At 37.3% G+C, this 14,008-nt stretch carries 13 protein-coding genes; 9 read left to right on the plus strand and 4 right to left on the minus strand.

All coding sequences use genetic code 11. The features are described from left to right. A complete protein-coding gene (locus ACJVDH_RS04925; protein ID WP_443946459.1) occupies positions 1-1,011 on the plus strand; it encodes a PorP/SprF family type IX secretion system membrane protein in 1,011 nt (336 codons plus the stop codon). 159 nt (positions 1,012-1,170) lie between these two features. Here the strand turns inward: ACJVDH_RS04925 and rpoN are convergent, their stop codons facing one another. Beyond that, a complete protein-coding gene (gene rpoN / locus ACJVDH_RS04930) occupies positions 1,171-2,640 on the minus strand; it encodes an RNA polymerase factor sigma-54 (protein ID WP_443946460.1) in 1,470 nt (489 codons plus the stop codon). Positions 2,641-2,807: 167 nt separating this feature from the next. On the opposite strand from rpoN, the gene mscL reads away from it, so the two are divergent. Continuing rightward, positions 2,808-3,254 (plus strand): large conductance mechanosensitive channel protein MscL, encoded by a 447-nt coding sequence (mscL, locus tag ACJVDH_RS04935; RefSeq protein WP_443946461.1) that lies wholly within the window; start codon positions 2,808-2,810, stop codon positions 3,252-3,254. Positions 3,255-3,298: 44 nt separating this feature from the next. Here the strand turns inward: mscL and ACJVDH_RS04940 are convergent, their stop codons facing one another. Continuing rightward, positions 3,299-4,165: a ChaN family lipoprotein gene (locus tag ACJVDH_RS04940; protein ID WP_443946462.1), complete on the minus strand. Its 867-nt coding sequence runs from the start codon at positions 4,163-4,165 to the stop codon at positions 3,299-3,301. 2,200 nt (positions 4,166-6,365) lie between these two features. On the opposite strand from ACJVDH_RS04940, the gene ACJVDH_RS04945 reads away from it, so the two are divergent. From ACJVDH_RS04945 to tsaB, 7 genes are all read left to right on the plus strand, one after another. After that, positions 6,366-7,112 carry a LiaF transmembrane domain-containing protein gene (locus ACJVDH_RS04945; protein WP_443946463.1) on the plus strand — a complete coding sequence of 249 codons (747 nt, stop codon included), beginning with the start codon at positions 6,366-6,368 and terminating at the stop codon, positions 7,110-7,112. Positions 7,113-7,198: 86 nt separating this feature from the next. Then, positions 7,199-8,260, plus strand: coding sequence for a sensor histidine kinase (locus ACJVDH_RS04950; RefSeq protein ID WP_443946464.1), 1,062 nt, complete (start codon positions 7,199-7,201; stop codon positions 8,258-8,260). Beyond that, positions 8,238-8,972 (plus strand): LytR/AlgR family response regulator transcription factor, encoded by a 735-nt coding sequence (locus ACJVDH_RS04955; RefSeq protein ID WP_443946465.1) that lies wholly within the window; start codon positions 8,238-8,240, stop codon positions 8,970-8,972. Before ACJVDH_RS04950 ends, ACJVDH_RS04955 begins: the two co-directional genes overlap by 23 nt. 329 nt (positions 8,973-9,301) lie before the next feature. Beyond that, positions 9,302-9,460, plus strand: coding sequence for a 50S ribosomal protein L34 (rpmH, locus tag ACJVDH_RS04960; protein ID WP_090883778.1), 159 nt, complete (start codon positions 9,302-9,304; stop codon positions 9,458-9,460). A 64-nt stretch (positions 9,461-9,524) separates the two neighbouring features. Next, on the plus strand, positions 9,525-9,932 hold the full coding sequence (locus tag ACJVDH_RS04965; protein WP_443946466.1) for a ribonuclease P protein component: 408 nt from the start codon (positions 9,525-9,527) through the stop codon (positions 9,930-9,932). Continuing rightward, positions 9,907-10,137: a membrane protein insertion efficiency factor YidD gene (yidD, locus tag ACJVDH_RS04970; protein WP_443946467.1), complete on the plus strand. Its 231-nt coding sequence runs from the start codon at positions 9,907-9,909 to the stop codon at positions 10,135-10,137. Before ACJVDH_RS04965 ends, yidD begins: the two co-directional genes overlap by 26 nt. A 96-nt stretch (positions 10,138-10,233) precedes the next feature. Then, positions 10,234-10,920, plus strand: a complete 687-nt coding sequence (tsaB, locus tag ACJVDH_RS04975; protein ID WP_443946468.1) for a tRNA (adenosine(37)-N6)-threonylcarbamoyltransferase complex dimerization subunit type 1 TsaB — start codon at positions 10,234-10,236, stop codon at positions 10,918-10,920. Between the two features lie 2 nt (positions 10,921-10,922). On the opposite strand, the gene ACJVDH_RS04980 is transcribed toward tsaB, so the two are convergent. Together ACJVDH_RS04980 and ACJVDH_RS04985 are read right to left on the minus strand one after the other, a co-directional pair. Further along, positions 10,923-12,338 (minus strand): DUF5723 family protein, encoded by a 1,416-nt coding sequence (locus ACJVDH_RS04980; protein ID WP_443946469.1) that lies wholly within the window; start codon positions 12,336-12,338, stop codon positions 10,923-10,925. Between the two features lie 25 nt (positions 12,339-12,363). Next, complete coding sequence (locus ACJVDH_RS04985) at positions 12,364-13,929, minus strand: DUF3352 domain-containing protein (RefSeq protein WP_443946470.1); 1,566 nt, start codon at positions 13,927-13,929, stop codon at positions 12,364-12,366. Between the last annotated feature and the right edge of the window lie 79 nt (positions 13,930-14,008).

Genomic DNA, 14,008 nt, shown 5'->3' on the forward strand with positions numbered 1-14,008 from the left:
TTGAAAAAATACTTTCTAATATTAGTGTTAATTATCTCAAATTATGCGTGGGCACAACAAAAACCACAGTATACGCAATACATTTTTAACCAATATTTGTTAAATCCAGCATTATCGGGTATTGAAAATTATCTCGATTTTAAAGCCGGCTACCGCAAGCAATGGGCGGGTATAAATGAATCGCCTACAACCTCTTTTGTTTCTGCAAACTGGGCACTTGGCGATCAACAGTTGTGGAGCAATGCACTGACGTCGTTCCCAGAACAAACCGGAAATCCGATGGATCGGAATTATACGCAAAATTATACCGCATCTCCGGCACACCACGGTATGGGCGTAACTGCAGTATTGGATAAAACCGGTCCGGTTTCCAGGATGGACGCAAATCTTACCTACGCCTATCATTTGCAATTAAGTAACAACTTTAATTTATCCGCAGGTATTGCAGCCGGACTTTCCAGTATTTCTTTGGATGGCAGTGCGCTAACCTTTGATAATCCTAATGATCCGGCATTGGCATCTTTGATTGTAAGGCAGGTAAAACCTGATTTAAGCGTTGGTTTGTGGTTGTATGGAGCCAGGCTGTTTGCCGGATTATCTGTGCAGCAAATTTTACCTCAAAAACTGAGTTTCTCAGACGCAAATTTGTCTAATCCGGGGAGTGAGGTGCCACACTTTTTTGCTACGGCAGGATACAAATTCTTTTTCGATGATGAAATTTCGGCCATTCCTTCGGTTATGGTAAAATACGTAGATCCTGTTCCGGTATCCTTCGATTTGAACATGAAAATTGCATTTAAAGACCGCATGTGGATTGGCGGAAGTTATCGTAAAGATGATTCTTTTTCAGGAATGGTTGGTTTTAATGTTGGTAAAACTGTTAATCTGACGTACTCTTATGATTTTACCACTTCGGCATTGAGTAAAGTAAGTAATGGAAGCCACGAAATTGTGTTGGGCATTCTATTGAACAACATTTACAAAGTGCCTTCTTATATTAAAATGTGGTAGAAAATTTCTGAAGCATCAGATGAAAAAAATTAGGGAGCATTTTCTTCCCGGCAGGATCTAAATACAGATAAAGATTTAGAGTGGACACAAATAAGGTTTTACTTGTGCAAGGTATTTATTTTTGTGTTGGCGGTACAATGGTGCCGCCAACACAAGATCTTAAAGTTCTTTTCTTAACCGTGCAACCGGGATATTCATTTGTTCGCGGTATTTCGCTACAGTTCTGCGGGCAATATTGTAACCTCTTTCTTTCAGAATTTCGGTCAGCTTTTCATCGGCGAGTGGTTTGCGTTTATCCTCATTTCCGATACAATCTTCCAGAATTTTTTTCACTTCTTTGTTCGAAACTTCTTCGCCGGTTTCGGTTTGGATGGCTTCAGAGAAAAAAGATTTTAACAGGAACGTTCCAAATTCTGTTTGTACATATTTTGAATTTGCAACCCTCGAAACTGTAGAAATATCCATATCAATTTTGTCTGCAATATCTTTCAAAATCATTGGGCGCATTTTACGCTCATCAGCCGTTAAGAAATACTCGTACTGATAATGCATAATAGCATTCATGGTTTTTAAAAGCGTTTGCTGGCGCTGTTTAATGGCATCAATAAACCATTTGGCAGAATCTAGTTTTTGTTTAACAAACTGAACAGCTTCTTTTAGTTTTTTATCGCGTGCAGAAGCTTTATCGTAATGATCAAACATTTCCTGGTAAGAACGACTGATTTTAAGCTCTGGTGCATTTTTTGAGTTGAGCGTTAAAACCAAAATTCCATCGTTGTTGCTGATGTGAAAATCAGGAATGATCTGCATTTGCTTGGTTGTAACCTGATTGGCATCGCCAGGTTTCGGGTTTAAGCGTAATATTTCATTCACTACTTCGCGCAAATCTTCACTATTCAGATTTAAACTTTTCTCCAGCTTATCATAATGTTTGCGTGTAAACTCATCAAGGTAGTTTTCTACAACATTTATCGCTTTAATAATGGTTGGGTTGCTTTGGTCTTTTCTTTTTAACTGGATAAGCAAACACTCTTTTAAATCGCGTGCGCCAATGCCCGGAGGATCAAAACTTTGGATGAGCTTTAACATTTCCAGAACATCTTCTTCCTCGACCATAACGTTTTGCGAGAAAGCCAGATCATCAATCATAGAACTTAAAGGTCTGCGCAGGTATCCATCATCATCTAAACTGCCGATGATCTGTTTACCAACAACAAAATCCTGATCCGATAGAGGAACCAGATCCAGTTGTTCCTGTAAGCTTTCAAAAAAAGTACTTTCTATTGCAATTGGCGTTTCTTTCTTTTCTTCATCATCATCGCCATTATTATAATTGGTGCTGTAGTCGTTAGAATTATCATCCTGAAGATAGTCATCAACATTAAATTCGTCCATGCTTTCTTCCTGAGATTGTTCATACTCTTCCGGGCCTTCGTTTAGATCGTCATATTCGCTTTTAGGTTCTTCCTGAGTCATCAAACTTGGATCTTCGAGCGCCGGATTTTCTTCCAGTTCTTCTTTAATACGCGTATCTAAAGCAACAGTTGGCACCTGCAGCAATTTGATAAACTGTATTTGCTGTGGTGATAGTTTTTGTAGTAATTTTTGTTGTAGATGTTGCTTCAGCATAGTATTTCATAAAGATTGGCGACAAAAATAAACAATTGATCGCAGATATTTTTCCAATAAATCCAATTGTAGTCTATTTGGCGGGTTTTTAAATTATTCCCTAAACATTTGCAATCAAAAATATGTTTGCTACTTTTATAAATATATCATCGAAAAATGAAAAATTTATGGGATTTGTAAAAGAATTTAAAGAGTTTGCCATTAAGGGTAACGTAGTGGACTTAGCTGTCGGTGTGATCATCGGAGGCGCATTTGGCAAAATTGTACAATCGTTGGTAAACGATTTAATTATGCCGCCTATTAGCTTGCTGATTGGCGATAAGGGTTTTGTAAACTTTTATGTGCCTTTGAATGCGAAAGTAAGTGAAGCCTATTCCGCAAATCCAAACCTTTCTCTGGAAGAAGCTAAAAAAATCGGGCCTGTATTTGCCTGGGGAAATTTTGCTACAGAAGTGATCAATTTCTTTATTTTAGCTTTTATCATCTTTTTAATGGTTAAAGGAATTAACGCATTAAAGCGGAAACAGGAAGCGGCACCTGCTGCACCTGCTGCACCAACAAAAGAAGAGGTTCTGTTAACAGAAATCAGAGATTTGCTCAAAGCGAAAGCTTAAAAATGATCAGCCGCAAGTCACATCCCGCTTGCGGCTTTTCTTTGCTAATAACTTCTTTTAATTAAAGGATTGGTTATAATAATATAGTCGCCCAGACTTTCAAATTTTTTCCATTCTGGATTTTCAAAACCTTCATCAGAAAAAGCAGAAATATTCAAAATCTTCAGCTTCGGATTGTATTTCTGCAATTTAGCCAAAGTTCCTAATTTTTCATCGCTATGAAAACGCCCGTTAAGTTGCAAAATTTTTGTGTCTTTATGGTTTTTTAGAAAAGATGCGATAAACCAGGCCATTGTGGCATCCCAAAGGTTTTGAGTTTGGTAAATCTTCATGCTTCCCGTTCCGTGTCCGCCCATGGCTTCGTTAAATTTTTCATTATAACGTCCGATAGCTGTATCAATAGGTAATGGAGGCAAAAAGCTTAATGAAACTTTGGGGAAATTTTTTAGACTTTCCAAGCCGTTTAGTGTAACAGCATTACTGTAGCGTGTGGCCGCATTTGCTCCGATCACTTCCAGTTGATGTGTTTTTGCATATTCTACAAGCGGGCGGTAATCTTTGTAATTTGGCCATGCGCGTGCCTCTTTTATAAAGTTTTTTTCAGAAATCAGTCCATCCAGATATTCGTTAATAATGGGTTGCGTATCCGTTGTAAACATTTCCATGCTTAGGGCCATTGAGTATTTTTCACTCATTGCCTTGAACAGTTCGTTTTGCAGAACGTGTGCAATAGAATCGTTGTGGTCTTCGCCAAAGAATAGCACATCTGTTTTATCCATAGCTGAGATGAGTTCGTTAAGAGAAACAATGGATCGTTTTTTTACATCGTAAATTTTGTAATGATTTGTTAAATCTTGAGCAATTGTAGCACTATAAAAGGCGAGTAAAATTAGCGTGAGTAAGAATTTCATGTGCTTAAGATATAAAATAATATTATTTATCGGCCGGTGTCTCATTGATTGATTTTTTGATTGGTTATAGTGTCGGTTGGTGGGGACACCAACCGATAGGCAAAATAGCATCTATCGGTCGGTGTCTCATTGATTGATTTTTTGATTGGTTATAGTGTCGGTTGGTGGGGACACCAACCGATAGGCAAAATAGCATCTATCGGTCGGTGTCTCATTGATTGATTTTTAAACTGTTTATAGTTTCGGTTGGTGGGGACACCAACCGATAAGTAAAATATCATCTATCGGCCGGTGTTTCATTGATTGATTTTCTGACTGGTTATAGTTTCGGTTGGTGGGGAAAGCAACCGATAAGCAATATATCATCTTTCGGCCGGTGTCTCATTGATTGATTTTTTAACTGTTTATAGTTTCTGTTGGTGGGGACAGCAACCGATAGGCAATATATCATCTTTCGGCCGGTGTCTCATTGATTGATTTTCTGACTGGTTATAGTTTCGGTTGGTGGGGAAAGCAACCGATAAGTAAAATATCATCTATCGGCCGGTGTCTAATTGATTGATTTTTTAACTGTTTATAGTTTCTGTTGGTGGGGACAGCAACCGATAAGTAAAATATCATCTATCGGCCGGTGTCTCATTGATTGATTTTATGATTGGTTATAGTTTCTGTTGGTGGGGACACCAACCTATAGGCAAAATATCATCTATCGGCCGGTGTTTCATTGATTGATTTTCTGACTGGTTATAGTTTCGGTTGGTGGGGACAGCAACCGATAAGTAAAATATCATCTATCGGCCGGTGTTTCATTGATTGATTTTATTATTGGTTATAGTTTCGGTTGGTGGGGACACCAACCTATAGGCAAAATATCATCTATCGGCCGGTGTTTCATTGATTGATTTTCTGACTGGTTATAGTTTCGGTTGGTGGGGACAGCAACCGATAAGTAAAATATCATCTATCGGCCGGTGTTTCATTGATTGATTTTCTGACTGGTTATAGTTTCGGTTGGTGGGGACAGCAACCGATAAGTAAAATATCATCTATCGGTCGGTGTTTTACCGACAGGTTTTATGACTGTTTATAGTTTTGTTTGGTGGGGAAAGCAACCGATAAGTAAAATATCATCTATCGGCCGGTGTCTAATTGATTGATTTTTTAACTGTTTATATTTTCTGTTGGTGGGGACACCAACCTATAGGCAAAATATCATCTTTCGGCCGGTGTCTCATTGATTGATTTTATGATTGGTTATAGTTTCGGTTGGTGGGGACAGCAACCGATAAATAAAATATCATCTATCGGCCGGTGTCTCATTGATTGATTTTATGATTGGTTATAGTTTCTGTTGGTGGGGACACCAACCTATAGGCAAAATATCATCTATCGGCCGGTGTTTCATTGATTGATTTTCTGACTGGTTATAGTTTCGGTTGGTGGGGACAGCAACCGATAAGTAAAATATCATCTATCGGCCGGTGTCTCATTGATTGATTTTATTATTGGTTATAGTTTCGGTTGGTGGGGACACCAACCTATAGGCAAAATATCATCTATCGGCCGGTGTTTCATTGATTGATTTTCTGACTGGTTATAGTTTCGGTTGGTGGGGACAGCAACCGATAAGTAAAATATCATCTATCGGCCGGTGTTTCATTGATTGATTTTCTGACTGGTTATAGTTTCGGTTGGTGGGGACAGCAACCGATAAGTAAAATATCATCTATCGGTCGGTGTTTTACCGACAGGTTTTATGACTGTTTATAGTTTTGTTTGGTGGGGAAAGCAACCGATAAGTAAAATATCATCTATCGGTCGGTGTTTTACCGACAGGTTTTATGACTGTTTATAGTTTTGTTTGGTGGGGAAAGCAACCGATAAGTAAAATATCATATATCGGCAGGTATCTCACCGACAGGTTTTCTGACTGGTATAGTTTCGGTTGGTTGGATCACCAACCTATAGGCAATATATCATCTATCGGTCGGTGTCTCACCGACAGATTTTTTGCCTGGTTATAGTTTCTTTTGGTAAGCATACCAACCCATAAATAAACGTGGGCTTCATCTCCTCAGAATTTAAAATAATTTTCACCGATAAAATTACGCCGTTTACCGTGGTTTTTCCTTTTATCAGACTTTAGCTATTAGTCATTTTCATTTTAATAAATACTTTTGAAGCGTAAGTTAATACACACATGGAAAATTACGATAACAATATAAAAAACTCAGGCCGGGTTTGGGGAGGTGTAATCATCTTGCTCATGGGCGTTGGGTTTTTACTCAATAATTTAGGATTACGTATACCAGGCTGGATTTTTAGTTGGTCTACACTGATGATTCTTTTGGGGCTCTTTGTAGGCGCGCGAAAACAATTTAGAGGTATAGGCTGGCTGATTTTACTGCTGCTGGGTATTTACGGCACGCTTAACCGTTTAGATTTGGATGTAGATTTGTCTAAATATGCTGCAGGTTTTGCACTGGTCATTATTGGTTTCTTTTTAATTGTAAGACCAAAATCATCTAGCTTAAACAGAAAAAATAAGCAGAAATATAAAAAGAAATTTGATTTTGAAAGCGCACAAAGTGATGCCGAAAATGGAAGTAATGATGTGTTGGATGTAATGTCTGTTTTTGGTGGAAGTCACCAAACTATATATTCTAAAAATTTTAAAGGGGGAGATGTTACCGCTGTTTTTGGCGGTGCCGACATCAACTTAACTCAAACCGAATTTGAAAATACTGTAACGCTTGATATTACCGCAGTTTTTGGTGGTATAAAACTAATTGTTCCGCAAAATTGGGCGATAAAGTCAAATGTTACCGCATTGTTTGGAAGCGTAGAAGATAAACGTGCGCAATACATACAAGTAGAAGAAATACAGAAAACATTGGTATTGGATGGAACCGCAATGTTTGGCGGTATAGAGATTAAAAGTTTCTAAATCATTCTGGATTTCTGCCTAAAAAACTCAAAACAAAGTATAAGGCTTTGTAACTAAACTATCTTTTTAACCAAAACAAAAAGGCTTTGACCGTTAGACCTTTATCTATACCGAAAATACAAAAATCAGCTGCGCTTATTATTGTGGCGTGGCTGGTTTTGTGTGCTTTGGGCTTGCATTACGGAATAAAATTTTCGTGGGTAATTTCTTTTGCAGATAGCACAATAAGCAATGTTTTATTGGCACTTGCCTGTATCAGTTTAAGCAATATGCTGGGATATTATCAACCCAAAAAAGAACGATTTTTATATGTTACAGTGGTTGCAGCTGCCTTAACTGCTGTTGCCGTGTATGTGGCAAGATACGTATTGTTGTGGCTTTTTACAGATTTTTCCAATTACCTGGATTTTTATCAGTTTTCTTTTTCATTTCGGGTATTGCTAACTTTTATGTGCTTGGTATGGTGTGGTGTAGCGAATATGTTGTGGTACAAGTTAGAAGAGCAATCTGAAGCGCAAGAGCGTTTGCTTACTACCCAAAATCTGGCAAAAGAAGCAGAGCTGAACAAATTGAGGCACCAGTTGCAGCCTCATTTTTTGTTTAACAGTTTAAATTCTGTTTTTGCTTTAACAATGGTAAACCCCAAAGAAGCCGGCGTAATGATTACTAAACTGGCGTCTTTTTTACGCGGAACACTAAAACGCGATGACGAATTGTGGGTAAGTGTTGAAGAAGAAATGGAATACATTCAGTTGTATTTAGATATTGAAAAAGTGCGCTTTAGCCACCGTTTAAATATTGAAGTAAATGTAGATGAAGAGACACACAAAATGTGTTTGCCTGGAACCTTATTGCAACCTATTGTAGAAAATGCCATTAAATTTGGTTTATACAATACTTCTTCTGCAATAACCATCCGGGTTGATGTAACGCATGATCAGCATATTTTGCAATTGCGTGTTCAGAACCCTTTTGATCCGGAAATGAAAGCAACCGGCGGAACCGGATTTGGCTTAACCGCAATTAAGCGTAGATTATACTTATTGTTTGCCAATCCGCAGTTGTTGCAGACCGAAATTGAGGCAAATAATGTATATATTACAACGCTAAAAATCCCACAGAAAAATGATCAGAACGATTCTAATTGACGATGAACCACTTGCCCGCGATATTGTAAAGTTTTATCTGTCTGATCATCCTGAGATTGAAGTTGTAGCAGAATGTCCGGATGGTTTTGAAGGTTTAAAAGCAATTGCTTTACATAAACCAGATTTGATATTTTTGGATATTCAGATGCCAAAAATTACCGGATTTGAAATGCTCGAACTGGTAGAAAACAAACCTGCCGTTATATTCACAACTGCTTTTGATGAGTTTGCAATTAAAGCTTTTGAAGTAAATGCTGTAGATTATTTGCTTAAACCAATTGATAAGAGCCGTTTTGATGCAGCTATGGAGAAACTTCCAGCCCGTTTAAAACAGACAGATAATACAGAGGCTGTTTTGGAAGCTGCGGCATTAAGTCCGGCGCAAAATAACCGTGTTGTTGTTAAAAAGGATGGTGTAATTAAAATTATTCCAACGGTAGATATTAATTATCTTGAGGCCGATGATGATTATGTAAAACTGAACACGGTTGATGGTTCTTTCTATAAAAATAAAACAATGTCTTATTTTGAGCAGACTTTAGATCCGGCACTTTTTATACGGATACATCGATCTTATATCATTAATCTTGCGCAAGTAACCAAAATAGAATTGAAAGAAAAAGATAGTTATATCGTATTGCTTAAATCAGATATCTGGTTGCCGGTAAGTAAAACCGGATACACCAAATTGAAAGCTGCTTTGGGTTTATAAGGTTTTATTTTTTTGTAAAAACGTTAGATAAACATCTTTTTAATGGATGTGGAAAAAAATAATGCCTGTAGGTTTTAGTAGGAGAGTGGAATAGATATTGGGTTTTAAAACTGGCTTTAATTGTATTCTGCACCGAATTTACTAAACCCGACCGTAGCGGGATGCTGCCTTTTTCTGGCAGCAAAAGCGGGGGCGGGATTGAATTTTCAAAAGAATTGCTAAATTTGCTTTTCATTTGAAAATAAAATCAAAAGGGATTTGCATTTATATAAAAATCGCTTTATATTTGCACCTCTTAATTTAAAAATTACAACAGATAATATACAGTCATGAAAAGAACATTCCAACCTTCGCAAAGAAAGAGAAGAAATAAACACGGCTTCCGCGAAAGAATGGCAACAGCTAACGGCAGACGGGTATTAGCATCACGTCGTGCTAAAGGAAGAAAAAGATTAACAGTTTCTGACGAGCGCAAGCATAAAGCATAATTTTTGATTGCTTTCCGGTTTTCCGGGATCGGCAGATCAAAATCTGCAAATATCAATCAAAAATATGTACACATTTCGAAAAGAAGAACGGTTATGCAGCAAGAAACATTTGGGTCTGCTGTTCAAAAACGGTTCTTCTTTTTTATTATATCCTTTTCGTATTTCTTACATTTTCGTTGATGAAACGATGGATGTTCCCGTTCAGGTCGTTATCAACGTACCAAAGAAACGCTATAAAAGGGCTGTAGACCGTAATTTACTCAAAAGACGGATCAAAGAGGCATATCGCCTGCATAAACAAGAAGCTTTTTATAAGGCATTGCCAACAGATAAAGGTTTGCTTTTATTTGCCATTCAGTTTGTTGGAAAAGACAAGTATCCATTTGCGTTTCTGGAGAAAAAATTATTGGGCGTTTTTAAACGTTTTAAAGACTTACATAAGCCAGATGAAAATCATCAACAAAGTATTTAGCTGGTTTTTTTTAGCCCTTATAAAGGTTTACCAATATGCCATTTCGCCAATGCTTGGAGCAAACTGCCGTTTTACGCCAACCTGTTCTCAGTATGGAATAGAAGCAATCCGCAAATATGGCCCGTTTAAAGGCGGTTGGATGGCGCTAAAACGTATTGGCCGTTGCCATCCCTGGGGCAAACACGGTCATGATCCGGTGCCTTAACGCATTTCGTTTATGGGCAATGGTTCATTTGTGAATTAGTTAAAATTTGATTTTTGCCTTTCTTTTACCTTTCAGCTTTTCGCTTATCTTTGCCGCATGGCTAAAATACTTCAGATAGAAAGCGCAACTGCCGTGTGTTCGGTTGCATTATCAATTGATGGAAATACTCTCGCAGTAAAAGAAGAACATGGGCAGAATTTACATGCCAGCCGTTTAACTTTATTTATTGAAGAATTGCTTGCTTCGTGCAAGGTAAACTTTAGCGATTTAGATGCCATATCGGTAAGTAAAGGGCCGGGTTCTTACACAGGTTTGCGTATTGGTGTTTCTACGGCTAAAGGTTTGGCTTATGCATTGGGCATTCCTTTAATTGCTGTTGAAACCTTAAGAATGATGGCTGCGGGATTTGCTTTTGAAAATCCTGATTTTTCTGGTTTAATCTGCCCGATGATTGATGCGCGTAGAATGGAAGTATATACCGCTTTGTTTAAACCTTCTATAGAGAATATTTTACCAACTGCTGCAGAGATTATTGAGGAAAGAAGTTTTGCCGAATTTTTAGAAGCAAATTCTATCGTATTTTTGGGTGATGGTGCGGCAAAATGCCAGGCTGCAATTCAGCATCAACATGCCATTTTTGATCTCAATAATTTTAATTCGGCAAAATATATGTCTGCACTGGCTTTCGCTGCTTTCAGGGAAAATGATTTTGTAGATGTTGCATACTTTGAACCTTTTTACCTAAAAGATTTTGTGGTTACCCAAGCAAAAAAGAAAGTATAACTTTACTTTTTCTTAAAAATTGAAAAGAGATTTTTAAAGAAACTTCCGCTTTGCTGGTCGTTAATTCCAGGCATTACATCACTAAATTGTGGATGGTTTACCACGTTCCCGAATTTAATCCCTACGCCCATATAAAATGATGCTCCATTGGCGCCACTTCCGGTTCCGGTGCTGCCACTATTTTTGATCAGTCCAACGGTTTGGTAAGAAGTCGCAACCAGGTTATCACTTCCCATAAATATTTCAAAATTTGGTGTTTGGTATTTCGCTTGCGCACCGAGCATAAAAACATTCAGGAAGTTGTAAAGCGGCGTAGCACTTACAGAAAAGTTGTTGAAGTTAAAGGTATTTACAAAAGCAATGTCTCCACCTTTGTAGAACAGGTTTTTAGAAATTGCCAATGCAGGTTTATAATTTCCGTAACTTTTAGAGGCATAAACATCTAATTTCGCATTGGTGGCCGCCAGAAAATTTTTGGGCTGTTGCGCAGTCAGAAAGAAATCTCGTATTTCCTTATTTGTGTTGCCCTGGTTGTTTTCCAGTTCTGAGATTTCTTTGGTTTGGTTGATGACGGTTTGCGTGGTATTGTTTCGCCACCAGATAAAACCGAGATCTTTAACATTGGCCATCAGAAACAATCCTTTTTTAGTTGTGTAATTGGTCCCGAAACCAAATGATAGTCCGGGATTTTTGAAGTTTGGAATCAGTGTACTTTGGTCAATTTCATTGCCTTCTCTAAAACTTGCCGAATACGTACCGGCAAGGCCGATAAGCAATGCATTTTGTTCTTCGTTCCGGTAAAAATAAGAATCTGTGATGTTGAGTTTGTTGTACAAGATTCCACTCAAAATACTCGCTTTTAGACCAAATGCCAGTCGTTTATTGTAGTTTTCGCGGTAGGTAAAACTAAATTGATGATAGGTTTGTTCGTAACCTTTGGTATTAAAGATATCGTTGTATTGCTGGTTGTCGTTAAATCTCTCAAATGAATCGAAAAGAGCCAATGTTTCGTTGGTATAATCAATCTGCGAATCACCACGGATTTGCCATGCAAAACCAATTTCCTTTTGGTATTTATAGGATTGAAAAATCCGAAATGCAGCAACATAAACATTTGTATTCAGAAAAAAACGGTTTATATCTCCAGTTCCTATTGGCAAGCCTCGCGTGTCTAGCACACCTTGCTGACTCAGGATTCTAATCATATCTTCTGATGCACCTTTATTTGCGCCATTTATGCCAAAGTACGGAAGGAAAAAATTAGAAGAAAACTTTCTGGATGAATCCAGAGTGAAAGATTTTTGCGATGGATTTTCGAATGCGTCAAACATAGTTTTTGTTCCGAAAAGGGCATATTGCTGAGCGCGTGTGCCAAAAACTGATAATAATAAAATTACAGCGGGTAAGAGTTTCTTCATGTAGTTGCAGTGTGGGCGTACAATTTTAACGGTTGCTTGTAGAGTCTGGTGTTTTTGGTTTTAAATATTTGTTTAAAAGCAAGTTAGTGATAAATTTATTCTGGTCTGAACTCATTTGGTAATAAAATGTATCAAAACTTTTTAAGCCACTATCTGCCCGTAAATGTTTATAATAACGCAGCAAAATATGGTTTCTAAAAATATCTTTAGAATTTTTGGTGTTGATGTAAAAACTGACGTTAGATGTGGTAGACACTTGATTCATGGCGTCTTGATATTCTGGCGTCTGGATCAGTAAACGGTTGCTGCGATAGCTGTTTAAAAAAGATTGTATTGTGCTGGCATTGTTGGCAACTACCAAGTGATTATCTATAATGGTGTAATATGGGCGTGCAAATTTTTTAAAAGGCTCGCCGAAATAGGCGTTTAGAATGTTAGATGATTTAAAAATTTTGATTTCATCACTATAATCTCCACTAATATCCAATAACAATTGTTTAACTTTTTCTCCATTTGTAAGATCAATTGCGCCAAGTTTTTCTGTTGTACTTAACTGAAAAACAATAAATTGGTTTTTAGCAAAAACAGGGAATATTGCATTCAGATCTATCCGGTAATCTCTTTTAATTCCGTTGATAGTCACATCTGTCTTTTTGATTTCTTGCGTTAACTGTTGCCAGTCTTTTAATGTTTTAAGCCAGTTCGTATAATTGTCATACGCATACATCACGTAGTTGGCCGTATTTTCTGGAAGAATATTTTGTATGCTTGTTGTTTGGGCAGGGCTTTTTTCAAATAATTTCAAGAAATTATCTGGCGCAGCCAATAAGCTACTGCCGTTAAAAAGAATTTTTTCTTTGCTAAAATTATAGTTCAAAGTGGCGAAACTATTTTGTTTGTTGAATACAGCAAGCTCGCCATTTAGGTTAGAAACGATAATATTTTTTAGTAAAAGTGGTGCATGGTTAAAGTTAATGTACACATTGGCCAATACATTTTTAGTTTGGCCGCTGTTTTCTTTAATATATTCCGTAAATGGATTTTCGCTTAAACGTACATTTGCATTTTGAATAAGTTTAAGCGAGCTAGATACCGTAAAAACCTGATTTTGCACACCAATAAACATTTTTGTGCTATCGTTAAGATTAACTGAAAAGGTTTGGGCGTCAATCTTTTTAAGCTGTTTGTTTTTCAAAGCTTCGTAAAGCTGATCGGGTTTTTTATCCGCCTTTATCTGTACCGTAACCAAAAAATTAAGCTGTTTATTAGAATCGGGCAGAACGCTGATGTAAATTTGCTGGTCTTGTATAAAACTGTTTATAGCCGGGTTGCTGATTAAATTGTTTTTGAGTTGTTCTAAAAGCTGCATTTTATCCGCCCCGATAGCTTGCTGCAACAATTGCTGTCCTTCAATTATACTATAGAAGCCTTTATCGTTTTGAAAAGAAAAAACCAATGCAGCATTGTTAGTGGCCGATTGTAAAGCCAGGTCTTTCGCATTCTTATCCAGTCCGAGTTTCGAAAAATATAAATAGGTCATGAGTGCTAAACCCACAAACAAAACCGCAACTAAAATGATTATCCTTTTCATCTGTATTTAAAACAAATTTAATTTATTACAATCATTTAGCGAGAAGTTCTTTGTCAATTTATTAATTTAGCCATGCTTT

This window comes from Pedobacter terrestris (assembly GCF_052343045.1).
Lineage (GTDB): Bacteria > Bacteroidota > Bacteroidia > Sphingobacteriales > Sphingobacteriaceae > Pedobacter.